13 protein-coding genes are annotated in these 18006 nt (G+C 67.8%); 9 read left to right on the forward strand and 4 right to left on the reverse strand.

Annotation, left to right across the window (positions count from 1 at the left end; all coding sequences use genetic code 11):
* The first annotated feature begins 118 nt into the window (after positions 1-118).
* Positions 119-400: a type II toxin-antitoxin system Phd/YefM family antitoxin gene (locus tag P3W85_RS37560; RefSeq protein ID WP_017229850.1), complete on the forward strand. Its 282-nt coding sequence runs from the start codon at positions 119-121 to the stop codon at positions 398-400.
* The gene (locus tag P3W85_RS37565) at positions 397-792 is read left to right on the forward strand and encodes a type II toxin-antitoxin system VapC family toxin (protein ID WP_276268521.1); all 396 of its coding nucleotides are present in this window, start codon (positions 397-399) and stop codon (positions 790-792) included. Before P3W85_RS37560 ends, P3W85_RS37565 begins: the two co-directional genes overlap by 4 nt.
* A gap of 42 nt (positions 793-834) precedes the next feature.
* Here the strand turns inward: P3W85_RS37565 and P3W85_RS37570 are convergent, their stop codons facing one another.
* Positions 835-1419, reverse strand: a complete 585-nt coding sequence (locus tag P3W85_RS37570) for a gamma carbonic anhydrase family protein (RefSeq protein ID WP_017229848.1) — start codon at positions 1417-1419, stop codon at positions 835-837.
* A gap of 299 nt (positions 1420-1718) precedes the next feature.
* Between P3W85_RS37570 and P3W85_RS37575 the strand changes: the two genes are divergently transcribed.
* The 3 genes from P3W85_RS37575 (at position 1719) to P3W85_RS37585 (ending at position 6603) form a co-directional block, all read left to right on the forward strand.
* A complete protein-coding gene (locus P3W85_RS37575) occupies positions 1719-4541 on the forward strand; it encodes an EAL domain-containing protein (RefSeq protein WP_276268522.1) in 2823 nt (940 codons plus the stop codon).
* Positions 4542-4731: 190 nt separating this feature from the next.
* Complete coding sequence (locus P3W85_RS37580; RefSeq protein ID WP_276268523.1) at positions 4732-5451, forward strand: class I SAM-dependent methyltransferase; 720 nt, start codon at positions 4732-4734, stop codon at positions 5449-5451.
* A gap of 420 nt (positions 5452-5871) precedes the next feature.
* On the forward strand, positions 5872-6603 hold the full coding sequence (locus P3W85_RS37585) for a hypothetical protein (RefSeq protein ID WP_276268524.1): 732 nt from the start codon (positions 5872-5874) through the stop codon (positions 6601-6603).
* A gap of 29 nt (positions 6604-6632) precedes the next feature.
* On the opposite strand, the gene P3W85_RS37590 is transcribed toward P3W85_RS37585, so the two are convergent.
* The 3 genes from P3W85_RS37590 to P3W85_RS37600 are packed head-to-tail and all read right to left on the reverse strand — an operon-like array spanning position 6633 to position 12635.
* Complete coding sequence (locus P3W85_RS37590; RefSeq protein ID WP_276268525.1) at positions 6633-8138, reverse strand: efflux transporter outer membrane subunit; 1506 nt, start codon at positions 8136-8138, stop codon at positions 6633-6635.
* A 7-nt stretch (positions 8139-8145) separates the two neighbouring features.
* Positions 8146-9411 carry an efflux RND transporter periplasmic adaptor subunit gene (locus P3W85_RS37595; protein WP_276268526.1) on the reverse strand — a complete coding sequence of 422 codons (1266 nt, stop codon included), beginning with the start codon at positions 9409-9411 and terminating at the stop codon, positions 8146-8148.
* Positions 9408-12635 carry an efflux RND transporter permease subunit gene (locus P3W85_RS37600; protein WP_276268527.1) on the reverse strand — a complete coding sequence of 1076 codons (3228 nt, stop codon included), beginning with the start codon at positions 12633-12635 and terminating at the stop codon, positions 9408-9410. The genes P3W85_RS37595 and P3W85_RS37600 overlap by 4 nt, the downstream gene beginning before the upstream one ends.
* Positions 12636-12861: 226 nt before the next feature.
* On the opposite strand from P3W85_RS37600, the gene P3W85_RS37605 reads away from it, so the two are divergent.
* From P3W85_RS37605 to P3W85_RS37620, 4 genes are all read left to right on the forward strand, one after another.
* Positions 12862-13536, forward strand: coding sequence for a heavy metal response regulator transcription factor (locus tag P3W85_RS37605; RefSeq protein ID WP_017230602.1), 675 nt, complete (start codon positions 12862-12864; stop codon positions 13534-13536).
* 5 nt (positions 13537-13541) lie between these two features.
* Positions 13542-14927 (forward strand): heavy metal sensor histidine kinase, encoded by a 1386-nt coding sequence (locus P3W85_RS37610; protein WP_276268528.1) that lies wholly within the window; start codon positions 13542-13544, stop codon positions 14925-14927.
* A gap of 189 nt (positions 14928-15116) precedes the next feature.
* Entirely contained in the window at positions 15117-16586 is a 1470-nt protein-coding gene (locus P3W85_RS37615) for an alkaline phosphatase (RefSeq protein ID WP_276268529.1), read from the forward strand.
* A 25-nt stretch (positions 16587-16611) separates the two neighbouring features.
* A complete protein-coding gene (locus P3W85_RS37620; protein ID WP_276268530.1) occupies positions 16612-17994 on the forward strand; it encodes an alkaline phosphatase in 1383 nt (460 codons plus the stop codon).
* Positions 17995-18006: the final 12 nt, after the last annotated feature.

Consider the following 18006-nt stretch of genomic DNA (forward strand, 5'->3'; position numbering starts at 1 on the left):
GTTTCGGTGGATGCCTCGGGGGTGTTGTCAGCGCTCGTGTGGGAAGGCGTGCTTGTTGGCGCAGATGGGGGATGCTATCCTTAGCTAATTGGTTAGCTAGATTCATGCGGAGCCTGTCATGCTGATCGTGAATATGCACGATGCCAAATCTGGCCTCTCCAGGCTGGTAGAGGCGATCGAGAAGGGCGAGGAGAAAGAGGTGGTGATCGCCCGTAACGGTAAGCCAGCAGCCAAACTTGTGCCCATCCTGCCGCCGGAGAAGGACGTCTCGCGCCGTATCGGTGCCGGCAAGGCCGTGCTGGCCAACTGGCAGTCGTTCAGCCTCGAGCAATTCAATTCGGCAGACGAAGAGATTGCCCGGTTGTTCGGCATTGGCGCATCCGAGGACACGCCAGGATGAGACTCCTGCTCGACACGCACATCGCGCTGTGGGCTTGTTTCGACGACGAGAGGCTTTCCCCGCTCGCCCGTGAGTTGATTGAAACCCCCTCGAACGAGATCTGGGTCAGTGCTGTCAGCCTTTGGGAGATTGCGATCAAGCGCTCGCTCGGCAAACTCCCTGCGGCCATTACAGCCGCACAGGCTGGCGCTGTCTTCCGCCTCTCTGGCTATCAGATATTGTCGGTGGAGGCCCGGCACGCCCTTTTGGTCGAGACGCTGCCAACATTCGCAAACCATAAGGATCCATTCGACCGCATGCTTATCGCACAGGTCATGGGGGAGTCGATGGTATTGCTCACAGAGGACAGGCTGCTTCCGCAATATGGACCGACTTACGTCATTAGTGCGTAGGGAGGGCGACTGCCGCAACGGCAGGACCGCGCCGCGCGCGGTTCAGCCTTCAAGCCTCTCAAGTTCGGCCTGTAGCTTCGCCATCTCCCGCATCACCTCTTCAGGGAATCCGGGCGCATCCCACGCCCGGTAATTCTGCCGCGCATAGGCCAGCGCATTCTTGTAGTAAAGAAACGCATTCAGCCGGTTGCGCACATAATTGTTGTGCGTACGCGTGACCTTGCCCGGGCTGCCCATCACGATGGAGTTGGGCGGGATCACGGTGCCTTCCTTGAGGAAGGCATGACCCGCAACGATGCAGTTATCGCCGATCACGCAGCCGTCCATGATGGTGGCATTGATGCCGATCAGGCAGTTGTCGCCGATCGTGCAGCCGTGGATGGTGCAGTGGTGGGTGATGGAGCAATGGCTGCCGATGATTGTCGGCGTGCGTTCGCCCACGTGCAGCATGACGAAATCCTGGATATTCGTGTATGCGCCGATCACGATTTCCTTGTTTTCGGCACGCGCCGCCACATTGATCCAGATCGACGCGTTTTCGTGCACGGTGACCTTGCCATAGAGGTACGCTGATTCGTGCACGTAGGCGCTTGGGTGCACGCTGACATCCGGTCCGATCACAGCCATGCCTTGTCTCCTTGGGTTTGTTTTTGGCATCGGCCGATTGTACGCGGCGATTGCCCGTCCCAGGATGCCGCCCGCCTGCCGGGGGAGCCCTCGGGCACGCTCGCGCGGCGCGATGCGAAAGCCCGCGTCGATCGCACGCCGGCCTGGCCGGGCGTCCGCAGGGGCGCCATCCCCATCATTTAACTCGTCTGAGTTAGAGACAACCGGTATTCCCCGTCGGACAATGGGGAGGTCATGCCGCCGACGTGCTGCGGCACTTCACCGACAGTGCCGGCGTGACGGCCGGCGCGGGAGTCCCCATGGGGCAGGCTCGCGGATCCCTGCCGGCTGGTGAGCACGTACTGCGCATCATCTGGCCGTTCGTTCCGGTTGTGCTGGCGCTGGCGCTGATCAGTGTAGCCAGCGTGGACCTGCTGTCCGCCGCGCGTGCCTTCGTGGCAGGCGAGAGCATGTGGACCAAGGGTCAGAAGAGCGCCGTGATGCACCTGCTGCGGTACGGCGAAAGCGGGCAGGAAGCCGATTTCCAGGCGTATCTCGCCGCCATCGCCCTGCCGCTCGGCGATCGTCAGGCCCGGCTCGAACTGGAGCGCGGCCAGCCGGATTACGAGCGCGCGCGCGCCGGGCTGATCGCCGGCGGCAACCATCCCGACGACATCCCCGGCATGATCCGGCTATACCGCAATTTCCGCCATGTCGCGGAAATCGACCAGGCCATCTCGGTCTGGGCGACGGCGGATATCGAGATCCAGTCGCTGGACCAACAGGCGCTCGCGCTGCGCGGCCTGCTGGCCACACCCGGCTGCGATGCCGATTGCCTGGCCCCGGTGCTGCGCAGGATCGAGACCCTCGACGCTCGGCTGACCCCGCTGGAGGCGGCATTCTCTTATGCCCTGGGCAAGGCTTCGCGCCGCGTCAGCGGGCTGCTGGTGGTGGGCACCGTCGGCGCCGCTGTCTTGCTGATGCTGGTTGCCATCCTGCTGTCGCAACGGATGCTGCGCCAGGAGCGCAGGTTGAAGGAGGCGCTGGCGCACAGCGAGGAGCGTCTCCAGCTCGCCGTGGGCGGCAGCAACGACGGCCTGTGGGACTGGCACCTGCAGCACGGCGAGCTCTATTTCTCACCGCGCTGCGCCGAGATGCTGGGCTATGGCGCCGATGAACTGAGGCAGGCGCGCGAAACCGTGATCGGGCTGCTGCATCCGTCCGAGGTCCTGGCGCACGAGGAAAGGCTCCTGCTCCATCTGCGCAACGGCCTGCCCTACGATGCCGAATTCCGGATGCGCACCAAGGCCGGCGGCTATCTCTGGGTACGCGCGCGTGGCCGCATCGTGCGCGATGCGCAGGGCCGTGCCGCGCGCATGGCGGGGTCATTGACCAACATTGCCGAGCAGAAGCTGTCCGAGGCCCAGCTGTTTGCCGAAAAGGAACGTGCGCAGGTGACCCTGCAGGCGATCGGCGACGCCGTCATCACCACGGATGTATGGGGGCGGATCGAGTCCCTTAACCCGGCGGCGGAGTTGCTGACCGGCTGGCGCGGAGTGGAAGCGAAGGGACTGCCGATGCGGGAGGTATGTCCGCTGCACGACGAAGGCACGCGCGCGCCGGTGCCCGACCTGGTGACGCTGGCGTTGCAGCAGAGCTGGCCGGACCAGGCCGTCCTGCTGCTGGCGCGGCGCGGTGCCCGGCCGGTGGCGGTCAAGCCGTCGGTGGCGCTGATCCGCGATGGTGCCGGCCACGCGATCGGCGCCGTGCTGGTGCTGCACGACGTTAGCCGGGAGCGCGAGCATGCGGCGCAACTGGCCTACGAAGCGAGCCACGATGCGCTGACCGGGCTGGTCAACCGCGCCGAGTTCGAACGGCGCGTCGCCGCGGCGATCGTGCAGGCGCAGACGGCAGGGTGCGCGCATACGCTGATGTACCTCGACCTGGACCAGTTCAAGGTAGTCAACGATACCTGCGGCCACGCCGCCGGCGACGAACTGATCCGGCAGATGGCCGAGGTCATGCGCCAGCAGTTGCGCAAGGGCGATACGCTGGCGCGCCTGGGCGGCGATGAATTCGGCGTGCTGCTCGAGCAATGCGCGGGCGCCGGCGGCGAGCGCGTTGCCGAGGCGCTGCGCCACGCCATCGCGAGCTTCCGCTTTGCGCATCGCCAGCGCACGTTCACGCTGGGTGTCAGCATCGGCATGATCCGGCTGGATGGCGGCAGCGGCGCGGTGGCCGAGGCGCTCAGCGCCGCCGATGCCGCGTGCTATATGGCCAAGGAGGGTGGGCGCAACCGCGTGCAGGTCTATCATCCGCAGGACAGCGTGGTGCGCATGCGCCACAGCGAGATGGAATGGGTCAGCCGCGTGCACGCTGCGCTCGCGGCCGGGCGTTTTTGCCTCTATGCGCAGGACATCATGCCGCTGCAGCCGGGGCCGTCATGCGGGCGGCATATCGAACTGCTGCTCCGGCTGGTGGATGAGGACGGCCGCATGGTACCGCCGATGGCCTTCGTGCCGGCCTGCGAGCGCTACAACCTGATGCCCATGATCGACCGCTGGGTGGTGGAGGCGGCCTTTGCCGAGCTGGCGCGCAGGCATGCCGGCTGTCCTGGCGAGATTGGCGTGTGCGCCATCAATCTGTCGGGCGCATCGCTGGCCGACGACAGCTTTCCGGCCTTTGTGCGTGCGCAGGCCGAGCGGCATGCCATTGCGCTCGACGGCATCTGCTTTGAAATCACCGAGACTGCCGCGATCGGCAACCTGGCGCAAGCGGCGGCCTTTATCCGGCAACTGCAGGGCATGGGCTGCGCCTTCGCGCTCGATGACTTTGGCGCGGGCATGGCCTCCTTCACCTATCTCAAGCACTTGCCGGCAACCTACCTGAAGATCGATGGCAGCTTTGTCAGGGAGATGCTGGGCGATCCCGTCAACCTGGTCATGGTGGAGGCGATCCAGCGCATCGGGCAGGCGATGGGCAAGCAGACCATTGCCGAGTTCGTCGAGAGCGAGGCGATGCTGCAGCGCCTGCGCGAGCTTGGCGTGGATTTCGCGCAGGGATATTTCATCGGCCAGCCGGTGCCTTTCGCCAGCGGCAGCGGGGTGTCGGAAGACAGCGGCCAGCTTGCCCATGCCGAGTGAGCGCCGCCGCGAACCGGTCCTGCACCGGCTGGTGCTGGTACATCTCATACCAGCATAAATCCTCATCTTGTACCTGTGGGGCCGTGCCTTTAGTCTCTGGTTCAGTCGTTAAAGACATGAATTCAACCATGACGCATGTCATGCGCGATCCCCGGTACAAGAGATGAAAGAGACGAGAGAGAGGAACCCGATGCACCCCACCGCAGCCGATGCCGCAAGCAAGTTCGATCCCAGCCGCGCAGGCGAATATGCACAGCAAAGCCGGATCGCGCTGGCCGGCTACGATGCCTGCCATGAACTGAGCGCCTGCATGCTGGCGGCCTCGCTGGGCGCCGGGCGCACGGCACAGGTGCTGGTGGCGGGCGCCGGCGGCACGGCGCAGGAGATCGTCTGCGCGGCCCGGCTGGAGCCGGCGTGGCGCTTCACCGCGGTAGACCCTTCGAGGCCGATGCTGGATCTCGCCATGGCACGCCTTGCCGAAGTTGGCCTGGCCTCGTGCACGCAAGCCGTGCAGGGCGTAGTCGAGGATCTCCCCGCCATGCCGCTGTACGATGCCGCCACCCTGATCGGCGTGCTGCATCACTTGCCCGGCGACGATGCCAAACTCGGCATCCTGAAAGCCATCGCCGCGCGCCTGAAGCCGGGCGCGCCGCTGATCCTGGCCGGCAACTACCGCGCCTATGCCTCGGAGCCCTTGCTGCTGGCGGCATGGGGCGAACGCTGGCGCATGCAGGGGGCCAGCGCCGACGAGGTCGAGGCCAAGCTCGGCAAGATCCTGCAAGGGGCCGATCCGCCAGCCTCGGAAGAGGCGGTGCACGCCCTGCTGGCCGAAGCCGGGTTTGCGGCGCCGCAGCGATTTTTCGGCAGCCTGTTCTGGGGTGCGTGGATGGCGCGCAAGCGCGGCGGCTGAGATCCGGGAGGAAGGCCGGCTGCCGGTCAGCTTGCCTGGCTGGCGGGAAGCCTCGCTCCGGCTCGCGGTGCGGGTCGTCCGCATGCCGCTTGTCTGGGACCGGGCCAAGTGCTACCTTCGGTCGAAGCCGGCGCGCGTGCGGAAACTGGCAGGTCGGAAGCGGCTTCCGGCGTTCTGGGCCGGAACCCGGACATCGGGACATCGGGAATTCGGGAAATTTGCAGACCGGGAGACTGGCTGGGCGCCGCCCGCGGCCGGATTCAGGTTTCCAGCTTGGGATAAAACATGACGGCTAGTCTCCGCCGGGCGGTTCCGGTACCGGGCAGGCTTGGCGCCGCCCTCATGCTGCTCTGCGGCTTCGGCGGCAGCGCGTGGGCACAGCAGGCGCCGGCCAGTACCGCGCCGGAGAATCTGCCAGGCATGGTCTGCGACGCGCCATGGTTCAAGGCCGGCGCGCGGATTCAGCTGGAAGCGGATGGCGATATGCCGATGTCGACCACGATGACCTCCCGTTACCCGGTGGTCACGGAATCCGGTTGCAGCGCATGGCTGTCGATTCACTCGAAGTCGGCGCTGGCGGCCATGATGGGGCCTCCGGTCGTGATGGATCAGGTCCTTCGGATGCGCTTCGAAAAGGCCGGGGCCATCACGGGAAAGGTGCGCAGCCGGAATGCCACGATCAATGCCCAGGCACGCTATACGCGTCTTTTCGGCGAAGCCTCCTTCGAGGGAGTGGGCGTGCTGAGCTATGTGGGGCTGCCACTGCGGGAAGGCAGCGTGATCCCGGGGCAGACCATGACGGCCAGCATGGAACTCGAGATCCATAGCCTGGCCACGGATGAAATGGTCACGACCTTGCATGCGCCCTCGGCCTCGGTCGTGGTCGGCGAGCGCCGGGTCGGGCGCAGGCAAACCATAGAGACCGCCCTCGGGCCCCGCGAATGCTTTCCGATCACCTATGAAAAGCGCAGCTCGATCGGTCCCCTGATGATGGGCGATGAACTGATCCAGCCGGAGCCGGCGGTCATGAACATCACCGAGTGGTTCTGCCCGTCCGAGGGATACGTGCTGCGCACGGAAGTCCACCAGAAAGGGAAGGTCGAACGGATAGATACGACCGCCATCGGGCCGCTGGGGGAGGATGTGCAATGAGGCGCGCATCTTCCTGTACCGGTCATGGCTTACCGCCACGGTTCGCTCCCAATGGCGGTGTCCGCACTGCGTGAATCTTTCGGCTCCTCCCATCCCCCGCCCAGCGCCTTCACCAGCAGCACGCTTGCCACCAGCTGGCGCCGGTGTACCGCCTCGGCCGCGCGCTCGCTGGCCAGCGCCGCGCTCTCCAGCACGCTGACGTCGAGGTAGGCCACCGCGCCCTTGCGATAGCGGTCCAGCCCCAGCGCCAGGGCGCGTTCCGATGCCTCGCTGGCGGCCTGCTGGCTGGCCGCCTCCTGCTGCAGCGCGTGCAGCGCGGCGAAGTTGTCTTCCACTTCCTGAAAGGCGCGCAGCACGATGCCGCGATAGTCGGCGGCGCTGGCGTCGAACTGGGCGCGGGCGCTGTCGGCTACCGCCTGGCGGCGCCCGCCGTCGAACAGCGTGGCGGCCAGCGCCGGGCCGATGGCCCAGAAGCGGCTCGGCGCGGTCAGCCAGCCGGCCAGGCTGGTGCTCTCCACGCCGCCGCTCACGGCCAGCAGCAGGCTTGGGAAGAACGCCGCGCGGGCCACCCCGATCTGCGCGTTGGCCGCGGCCACGCGGCGTTCGGCGGCGGCGATGTCGGGGCGGCGCTCCAGCAGTTGCGAGGGCAGCGCGGCCGGCATGGCCGGCAGCGCGGGCAGCACCGAGGTGTCGGCCAGCGGCGGCAGCGAGAAGCGCGCGGCCGGTTCGCCCACCAGCGTGGCGATGGCATGCTCCAGCTGCGCGCGGTTCAGGCGCAGGTCGGCGAGCTGCGCCTTGGTGTTTTCCAGCTGGGCCCGGGCCTGCGCCACGTCGCCTTCGGTGGCGATGCCGCCGCGGTAGCGGTTGCCCGCCAGTGCCAGCACCGTGCCGTAGGCTTCGACGGTGCGCCCGAGCAGGTCGAGTTCGCGGTCGGCCGAGCGCAGGCTGAAGTAGTCGGCGGCGAGTTCGGCCTGCAGGCCCAGCCGCACCGCGGCCACGTCGTCGGCGCTGGCCTGGGCGCGCGCCTCGGCCGCGTCCACGCCGTTGCCGATGCGGCCCCACAGGTCCGGCTCCCACGAGGCAGTGAGGCCCAGCAGGTGGTCCGGCTCGGTCTTGCCGGCCAGCGAGCGCCCCACCACATTGGCCGAGGTATGGCTGCTGCCGGTACTCAGCCCGGCGCCGACGGTGGGGAAGTACGCGGCATGCGCGGCCCGGGCCTGCGCGCGCGCGTCCTGCAGCAGGGCCACGGCCTTGCGCAGCGTCTGGCTGGAAACGTCGATGCGTTGTTCGAGGGTGTCGAGCCGGGCATCGGCATAGACGCGCCACCAGTCCGGCGCGATGCCCGCGGGGCCGCCCGGGTGAGCGGCGCTGGCGCCGGCTTCCTTGTATGCGGCGGGCGTGTCCACGGCGGGCGGCTGGTAGGGCGGCGCGGTGGCGCAGGCGGCCAGCCCCAGCAGGGCGGCGAGGGCGATGGCCACGCGCCCGGCCTTGCGGCGCGAGCCATGGCTCTGGCTGGCGGTGTCGGGAGTCTGCATGGCGGGCCTACTTTGCCTGGCCGAGTGCCGTTGCCTGCGGCGCGGCAGCGGGCGCGGCTTGCGCAACCGGCACAACCGGCGCAACCGGCACCACCCTGACGCTGTCGCCCGCCAGCAGGCCGTCGCCGGGATTGACCACCACCTGCTCGCCGCCGTGCAAGCCTTCGGTGATTTCCACATGCGAGCCGAAGTCGCGCCCGATCGTCACCGGCCGGATCGCCAGCTTGCCATCGGCGCCGACCACAGCCACGCACGTGCCCTGCGGCTGGAACATCAGGGTGTTGGCAGGCAGATCCAGGCCGGGGCTGGCCTGCGGCGCGCTCAGGTGCGCCTCGGCATAGGCGCCTGGCAGGATGCGCCCGCCCGCGTTGGCCACGTCCAGCTCCACGCGCAGGCTGCGTGTGACGTTGTCGATGGCGCCGGCGTTGCGCGCCACGGTGGCGGCAAAGCGCTGGCCGGGAAACTGCGGCAGCGTGAGCCAGGCCTGCATCTGCGGCCCAACCATGCCGCTGGCGTCCTGCGGCACCTGCACGTACACGCGCAGGCGCTCGCCGGCGGAGAGGTGGAACAACTCGCGCCCCGGCCCGCCGGCGCTGCCGGCATCGATCAGCGCGCCGGTGTCCACGTTGCGCGCGGTGACCACGCCGTCGAAGGGCGCGCGGATCTGCGTGTAGGAGGCGAGCTGGGCAAGCCGCGCCGTGTTGGAGCGGGCCGAGGCCAGCGTGGCGGCCTTGGCCTGCATGTCGGCAACTTTCTGATCGGTGTCCTGCTGCGCCACGGAGCGCGAATCGAGCAGGTCCTGCCAGCGCGCCGCAGTGCTTTTGGCGAGCGCGTAATTGGCGGCGGCGATGGCCTCGTCGGCACGGGCCTGGCGCAACTGGTCGCTGACCTCGGGCGCGTCGATCTCGGCCAGCAGTTGGCCCGCTTTCACCGGCGTGCCGATGTCGGCGTACCAGCGGCGCAGGTAGCCGTTCACGCGCGCATAGACCGGTGCATCCTGGAAGGCGCGCACGTCGGCCGGCAGGATCAGCTCGCGTATGGCCGCCGCATTGCCCGGCTGTACCGTTGCGACGGTGGTGACGGCCGCGTCGGCGCTGCGGCTGGCGAGCGTCGCATTGGCGTGCAGCCGGGGCACGATGCCGGCGGCGAGCAGAGCGCCGAGCAGGGCGAGCACCAGCAGGCTGGCGCGCAGGCGGCGCGCGGGCAAGGCAGGGGCGGCCACGGTGTCCGCCGTGGCGCCGGCCTGGGAAGCATTGGAAGCAGGGAGAGTCATGCCGGACCTTTCTGGTCGAGATGAAGAACGGGACGGGTCGCCGCTGCGGGTGCGCGGGCGTCAAGCCAGCGGTGCAGCAGGGCGAACAGGGTGGGTACCAGCACCAGCGTGGCCACGGTGCCGCAGGCCAGGCCGCCGATCACGGCGCGGCCGAGCGGCGCGTTCTGCGCGCCGGCATCGCCGGCGCCGAGCGCCATCGGGATCATGCCGATCAGCATGGCCAGCGCGGTCATCACCACCGGGCGGAAACGCCCGATGCCGGCCTGCAGCGCCGCCGCGAAGGGCGCTACGCCGGCCGCGCGCAGCTCGCGCGCCAGGCTCACCACCAGGATGCTGTTGGCGGTCGCAATGCCGATGCACATGATGGCGCCGGTCAGCGCCGGCACGCTGACGGTGGTGCGGGTGACGAAGAGCATCCACGCCATGCCAGCCAGCGCGCCCGGCAAGCCGCCGATGATCGCCAGCGGGTCGAGCCAGGACTGGAAGTTCACCACCATCAGCAGGTAGACCAGCACCACCGCGATCGCCAGGCCGCCGAGCAGCCCGGTGAAGGAGGCGTGCATGGTCTGCACCTGGCCGCGCACCACCAGCTCCGAGCCGGGCGGCAGATCCTTGCGCGCGGCGTCGACGATGCGGCCGATATCCCCGGCTACCGCGCCAAGATCGCGCCCGCGCACCGAGCCGAAGATGTCGATCACCGGCTGCACGTTGTAGTGCGACACCACGCCTTGCTGGTTCGAACGCGCCACGCTGCCAAGCGAGCCGATCAGGTCGCCATCCGCGCGGGCGCCAGCAGCGTTGCCCGTGCCGGCACCGAGCCCGAGCGGGATATTCGACAGCGACTGCAGCGAGCCCATCGCGTACTGCGGCACCGACACCATCAGCGGATAGCTCACCCCGTTGCGCGGGTTCAGCCAGAAGTTGGGTGAGGTCTGGCTGCTGCCGGAGAGCGAGATCAGCAGGTTCTGCGCTACCTCGCGTTGCGACAACCCGGCCTGCAGCGCGCGGGTGCGGTCCACGTCCACCGTCAGCGCGGGCTGGTCGTCGGGTTGCTGGATATGCACGTCGGCCAGCCCGGGCACCGCGCGCAACTGTTCCAGCAGCTTTTGCGCCAGCGCGCGGTTCTCCGCCAGCTTGTCGCCGACCACCTGGATATCGATCGGCGCCGGCAGGCCGAAATTGAGGATCTGGCTGACGATGTCGGCGGGCAGGAAAGAAAAACTCACGCCGGGGAATGCCCTGGGCAGCAGGCTGCCGAGCTGGTCGACATAGTTCGCGGTGGGGCTGTGGCCGGGCTTCAGCGACACCAGGATCTCCGCATCGGCGGTGCCGATCGGTAGCGCGGAATCGTAGGTCAGGTTGATGCCGCTGACTGGCAGGCCGATGTTGTCGATGATGCCGGCCACATGGTCCGGGCCGATGGCGGCGCGGATGCGCTTCTCCACCTCGTCGGCGATACGCGCGGTTTCCTCGATACGGGTGCCGGTGCGCGCGCGCATGTGCAGGCGGATCTCGCCGCTGTCCACGGTGGGGAAGAAATCCTGGCCGAGGAAGGGCACCAGCGCCATCGAGGCCGCGCAGCAGGCCAGGAAGGCCGCCGCCATGCGCCGGGGATGGCGCAGCACGGTGGCCAGGGTGGCGGCGTAGCCCGCGCGCAGCGCCTCGAAACGCCGCTCGAAACGCGCCTGCAGGCGCGCGCAGGCGCGCCGCAGGCGGCCCGCGAGTGCGTCGCCGGCATGGCCATCCTCGCCGCGCAGCAAGTAATGCGCGAGCGTGGGAATCAGCGTGCGCGAGAAAAAGTATGAAACCATCATGGCGAACACCACCGCCTCGGCCATCGGCACGAACAGGTAGCGCGCCACGCCGGTGAGCAGGAACATCGGCAGGAACACGATGCAGATCGACAGCGTGGAAACCAGCGTAGGCACCGCGATCTGCGCCGAGCCCTCCAGGATGGCCTGCTCCAGCGGCTTGCCCAGCTCGCGGTGATGGGTGATGTTCTCGATCGCCACGGTGGCGTCGTCCACCAGCACGCCCACCGCCAGCGCCAGTCCGCCCAGCGTCATGATGTTCAGCGTCTCGCCGAGCGCGGAGAGCGCCATCAGCGCGGCCAGCACCGACAGCGGGATCGAGATGGCGATGATCAGCGTGGCACGCCAGCTGCCGAGGAACAGCAGGATCATCAGCGCGGTCAGGCAGGCGGCGATCAGCGCCTCATGCAGCACGCCGTGGATGGCCGAGGTGACGAAGACCGACTGGTCCGACACCGGCTGCACCCGCAGCGACGGCGGCAGGCCCGCCATGATGCGCGGCAGCATGGCCTTGACCTGATCGATGATGGACAGCGTGGAGGTATTGCCGCTTTTTTCGATTTCCAGCAGCGCGGCGCGCTTGCCGTCGCGGCGCACCACATTGGTCTGCGGCGCGTAGCCGTCGCGCACCTGGGCCACGTCGCGCACATAGACCGTGCCGCCGGGGCCGCTCTTGACGGGCAGGTCGTTGAGGCCGGCCACGGTGGCCGTGCTGCCGTTCAGGTCCACCCGGTACTCCAGCGCGCCGATCTTGGCCGTGCCGCCCGGCAGCACCAGGTTTTGCGCGTTGATGGCGTTGACCACATCCAGCGGCGCCAGGCCGCGCGCCTGCAGCGCGCGCGTATCGAGATCCACCATCACCTGGCGCACCTTGCCGCCATAGGGCAGCGGCACCGAGGCGCCTTGCACCGTGGCCAGCTGGGTGCGGATGAAGTTGTTGCCAAGGTCGTAGAGCTGCTGCTCGGGCAACCGGTCGCTGGCCAGCGCCAGCCGCAGGATCGGCACGGTGGAGGCGCTGTAGCTCAGGATCAGCGGCGGGGTGGTGCCGGGCGGCATATTGCGCAGCATCGACTGCGCGCCGGACGAGGTCTCGGCAATGGCCCGGTTGATGTCCGCGCCCGGGTGGAAGAAGATCTTGATCACCGCCACGCCGCTGAGCGACTGCGACTCGATATGCTCGATATCGTCCACGCTGTTGGTCAGCGAACGCTCGTAGCCGGTGACGATGCGGCGCGCCATGTCCTCGGCGGACAGGCCGTTGTAGGTCCAGACCACGCTCACCACCGGGATGTCGATGGACGGAAAGATGTCGGTAGGCGTGCGCAGCAGCACCAGCGGGCCCGCCAGCAACAGGCACAAGGCCAGCACCGCGAAGGTGTAGGGGCGGCTCAGCGCGAGCCTGACGATCCACATCTGGTGTTCTCCCGGGTGATGGACGAGCGGGCAGGGCACAGGCTCCGGCCGCCCGTTCTGGGGTTCGATGGCCGGATTCTAGAAAGCGCGGGGGGTGGGGAACGTGGTCGATTCGATTACAGATTTGTCATTCAGGGCCGCCCTGGCAGCGGCTATCATCCGAGCATGCGAGGTGCCGCGCGGGGTCGCGAAGTGCCTTGCCGGCATTGGCCAGACGAGGACGAGCATGCGAATTCTGGTGGTGGAGGACGAGCCCAAGACCGGGGAGTACCTGCGCAAGGGACTGACCGAGTCTTCCTTCGTGGTCGACCTGGCCGTGACCGGCGCCGATGGCCTGCACCAGGCGCTGGAAGTCAGCTATGACCTGGTCATTCTCGACGTGATGCTGCCCGGCATGAACGGCTGGGAAGTGCTCAAGCAACTGCGCGAACACAAGGACACGCCCGTGCTGTTCCTGACCGCGCGCGACGAGGTGGAAGACCGCGTGCGGGGCCTGGAGCTGGGCGGAGACGATTATCTCGCCAAGCCGTTCGCCTTCGTCGAGCTGCTGGCGCGGGTGCGCACGCTGCTGCGCCGCGGCCCGGTGCGGGAGGCCGACCGCATCGAGATCGAAGACCTCGAGATCGACCTGATCCGCCACCGCGTGACGCGCGCCGGCCGGCGCATCGAGCTCACGCCGCGCGAGTTTTCGCTGCTGCATTTCCTGGCGCGCCGGCACAGCGAGGTGCTGAGCCGCACGCAGATCGCCTCCCATGTGTGGGACATGAACTTCGACAGCGACACCAATGTGGTGGACGTGGCGGTGCGCCGCCTGCGCGCCAAGATGGATGACGATTTCCAGCCCAAGCTGATCCATACCGTGCGCGGCATGGGCTATGTGCTGGAAAGCCGGCAGTCCTGACGCCGATGCGCAGGCTTTCGCTCACCGCCCGCCTGGCGTTCGCCTTTGGCCTGGTGGCGGCCATCGTGTTCGGCGGCGCGGGTGCCTATCTTTATCGCGCGATGGCCACGCAGGTGATCGAGCGCGACGATGCGGAGCTGCTGCGCAAGGCGGTGCGCGTGCACAACGAGTTGATGGAACAGGGTGCCGGCGCCAGCGCCGACTGGCGCGAAGCAGGCAGCGTCGTGACCGGCAACGACGAGTACGCGCTCATCGTGCGCGCGGCCAGCGGTACCGTGCTGGTGGCGGCCAATACCGGCAAGGACGGGCCGCCCGTGCTGGCGTCGCAGGCGCCCGATGCGCCCTTCGGCCCCGAGTCGATCCGCACCTGGGCCACGCGGCAGGGATATCCGGTGCGCGGCGTGCAGGCGCTGGTGCGCACCGGTGCCGGCGCGCCGGCGCTGACGTTCACGCTCTACCAGACCGCCATCTCCCGTACCACGTTGCTGCGTGTCTACCGTGCCCGGCTGTTGCTGACGGCGCTGTTCGGCACGCTGGCGGTGGCCGGGCTCGGCTACCTGGCGCTGCGCGCCGGCATGGCGCCGTTGCGGCGCATCGCCACCGGGGCCTCGTCGGTAACCGTGCGGCGGCTTGAATTGCCGGTCGACCCCGCGCAACTCCCGCCCGAGCTGGCGGAACTGGCGGCGGCCTTGCAGCAGATGATGGACCGGCTGCGCGATGGCTTCGAGCGGCTTTCCCAATTTTCCGCCGACCTCGCGCACGATTTCCGCACGCCTATCGGCAACCTGCTCGGGCAGAGCCAGGTGGCGCTGGCCAGCGAGCGCAGCGCCGACGAATACCAGGCCCTGCTGGCGTCCAATATCGAGGAGTACGAGCGGCTTGCCCGCATGATCGAGAACATGCTGTTCCTGGCCCGGGCCGAGAACGCCCGCGTGGCGGTCAAGCCGGCGACGCTGGACCTGGCGCGCGAGCTGGGTGCGCTGTCCGACTACTTCGAGGGACTGGCCGAGGCGCGCGGCGTGGCCATCGCCGTGGAGGGCGGCGGCCAGGTGCGCGCCGACCCGCTGCTGCTGCGGCGCGCGGTCAGCAACCTGGTCGCCAATGCCATCCGCTTCACGCCGGCCGGGCAGGCCGTCGTGATGGCGGCGGCGTCCGGCCCGTCCGGCAGCAGCATCGAGGTGCGCAACCCCGGCGCCGGCATCGCGCCGGAGCACCTGCCCAAGCTGTTCGACCGCTTTTTCCGCGCCGATCCGGCCCGCGCCAACTCCGGCGAATCGTCGGGGGTGGGGCTGGCCATCGTCAAGTCCATCATGGACCTGCACAATGGCCGGGTAGCCGTGCGTTCCGAGCCCGGCGGCATGACGGTTTTCACGCTGTTCTTCCCGGCCTGAGCGCGCGCCGGGTGCCGGTTTTCCCCCCGCCGATCCAACGCTCGCGCGACGCGGCGCGCCAGTCCGATTGCCGTCGCTGCAGCCGGTATATGACATAAATATTTCAGCCTGATTCTTTTGCAAGTGTTTCTGTCATGCTCCTGCCATATGACTCAAGCATCCTTCCGGCGACTTCAACCGGGAGGAATCATGAGAAAAATGACGATGCTGGCCGCCGCGACGTTGTCGCTCGCGCTGGCCGCATGTGGCAGCGACGGCGACAACAAGGCCAGCAATGGCAGCAACGAGACGCCCGCCACGACACCGCCTGTCGCTTCCACGCCGGCGAAGAACGTTGTGTTCTTCCTCGGCGACGGCATGGGCCTGAACACGATGACCGCTGCGCGGATCTACAAGGTCGGCGAAGATGGCGACCTGACCATGGACACCCTGCCGGAAACCGGCTTTGTCCGTACCTATTCGAACAACGCCCAGGTCACCGACAGCGCGCCTTCCATGGCGGCCTACATGACCGGCGTGAAGATGAACAACGAGGTCATCTCGATGACCCCCGACACCAGCGCCTACGACGCCAGCGGCAAGGATTACCTGTCGGGCGCCGACAGCACCTGCCCCACGTCCGGCAATGGCCGTGCCGTGCCGACCCTGCTCGAGCAGATGAAGGGCGCCGGCTACGGTACCGGGGTGGTCACCACCACGCGCATCACGCACGCCACGCCGGCCGCCACCTATGCGCATATCTGCCATCGCGATGGCGAGAACAACATCGCCGCCCAGCTCGTGCCCAACGGCCCGGGCTACAACACGGCATTGGGCGATGGCGTGGACGTGATCTTCGGCGGTGGCCGCAAGCACTTCCAGCCGACCACCGTCAGCGGCGGCGCGCGTACCGACAAGCGCGACCTGCTGGCCGAGCTCAAGGCCGCGGGCTATACCTATGCCGCGAACCGTGCCGACTTCGACAAGATCGATCCGGCTTCCGCCAAGAAGACGGTGGGCCTGTTCACCGGCAGCCACATGGCCTACGATCTCGACCGCGTGCCGGCCGACGAACCCAGCCTGGCTGACATGACCGGCAAGGCGATCGACCTGCTGGCAGCGAAGAAGAAGGGCTTTTTCCTGATGGTGGAAGGCGGCCGCATCGACCACGCGCTGCATGAGACCACCGCGCGCAAGGCGCTGCAGGATACCGCCGCGTTCGACGATGCCATCAAATCGGCCATCGCCAAGCTCAATGTGATCGACCCGGGCCTGAAGAACACGCTGATCGTGGTCACCGCCGACCATGACCACACCCTGGTGCTCAACGGTTACGCCAAGCGCACCGGCAAGACCACCGATGCCAACCCCGGCGTGCTGGGCCTGCTGAAGAACTACGTCACCGGCGCCAACAACATCGACTCCTCGGGCAACCCGTTCACCATCATCGGCTTCGGCAACGGCGAGAACCGCCCGGGCACGCGCACCGCGCTGACCGATGCGCAGGTGTACGACAAGAACTACCACCAGGAAGCCGTGATTCCGATGGCCGCGGGCGGCGAGACGCACGGCGGCACCGATGTCTTCATCGGCGCAATCGGCAATGGCGCGAGCAACTTCACCGGTGTGATGGACAACACCGAAGTGTTCGGCCTGATCAAGAAATCACTGGGTCTGTGAACCCTACGCTGACGGAATACACATCATGAAAAAAACGATGACCGGCCTGTCGGCTGCCGCGCTGGCCGCCGCCTGCCTCTCCACCCCCGCGCTGGCCGCTGGCGAAGCCCGCAACGTGATCTTCTTCCTGGGTGACGGCATGGGCCCCACCACGGTGACCGCCTCGCGCATCTACAAGTACGGCGAGACCGGCAAGCTGACCATGGAATCGCTCAAGCGCACCGCGCGCATCAAGACCTATTCGAACGATGCGCAGACCACCGACAGCGCACCGTCGATGGCGGCCTACATGACCGGTGTCAAGATGAACAACGAGGTCATCTCGATGTCCGCCGACACCAAGGCCAGCGATGCCGCCGGCAAGGGCTATGTATCGGGCTCCGACACGACTTGCCCCGCCGGCAACGGCTCGCCGGTGACAACCCTGCTGGAACTGTCCAAGGGCGCGGGCAAGGCGGTCGGCGCGGTGACCACCACGCGCGTCACGCACGCCACCCCGGCGGCCACCTACTCGCACATCTGCCATCGCGACGGCGAGAACCAGATCGCGGCGCAGGGAACGCCGGGCAACAGCCTGTTCAACCCCGCGCTCAAGGATGGCCTCGACGTGCTGCTGGGCGGCGGCCTGCGCCACTTTCTCCCGGTGGCTGCGGGCGGCAAGCGCACGGATGGCGCCGACCTGACGGTCCAGTTCCAGAATGCCGGCTACACCTACGTCAAGACCGGCACCGCGCTGAATGCGGTGGATCCGGCGGCAACCGGCAAGCTGCTCGGCCTGTTCAACGCTGACCACATGAGCTACAACCTGGACCGGGTCAGGGACAAGCTCGACGAGCCGAGCCTGGCCGACATGACCGAGAAGGCCATCCGGATCCTGGGCAAGAATCCCAAGGGCTATTTCCTGATGGTCGAAGGCGGCCGTATCGACCACGCCCTGCACGGCACCAATGCCAAGCGCGCGCTGGAAGACACCATTGCCTTCGACGACGCCATCAAGCGCGCCCTGTCGATGGTGGACCTGTCCAACACCCTGGTGGTGGTCACGGCGGATCATGACCACACCATGACCATCAATGGCTACTCGCACCGCGGCAATCCCATCCTCGGCAAGACCACCGATGTGAAAACCAGGAAACCGGTGGCCGCGGCCGACGGCAAGCCCTATACCACCCTGGTGTTCGGCAATGGCGGCACGACGCGCAAGCAGACGCGCGACGACCTGACTGCGGTCGATACCACGGATGATGCCTATCGGCAGGAAGTCGGCGTGGTGATGAGCGATGGCTCGGAAACCCACGGCGGCGGCGACGTGATGCTGTTCTCGGGCGGCGCGGGCAGCGCGCCGCTCAAGGGCACCATCGACAACACCAAGGTGTTCGGCGTGGTCAAGACGGCGCTCGGCCTCTAAGCGGCGCTGGCG

It is taken from the genome of Cupriavidus basilensis (assembly GCF_029335485.1).
GTDB classification, from domain to species: Bacteria; Pseudomonadota; Gammaproteobacteria; order Burkholderiales; family Burkholderiaceae; genus Cupriavidus; species Cupriavidus basilensis_E.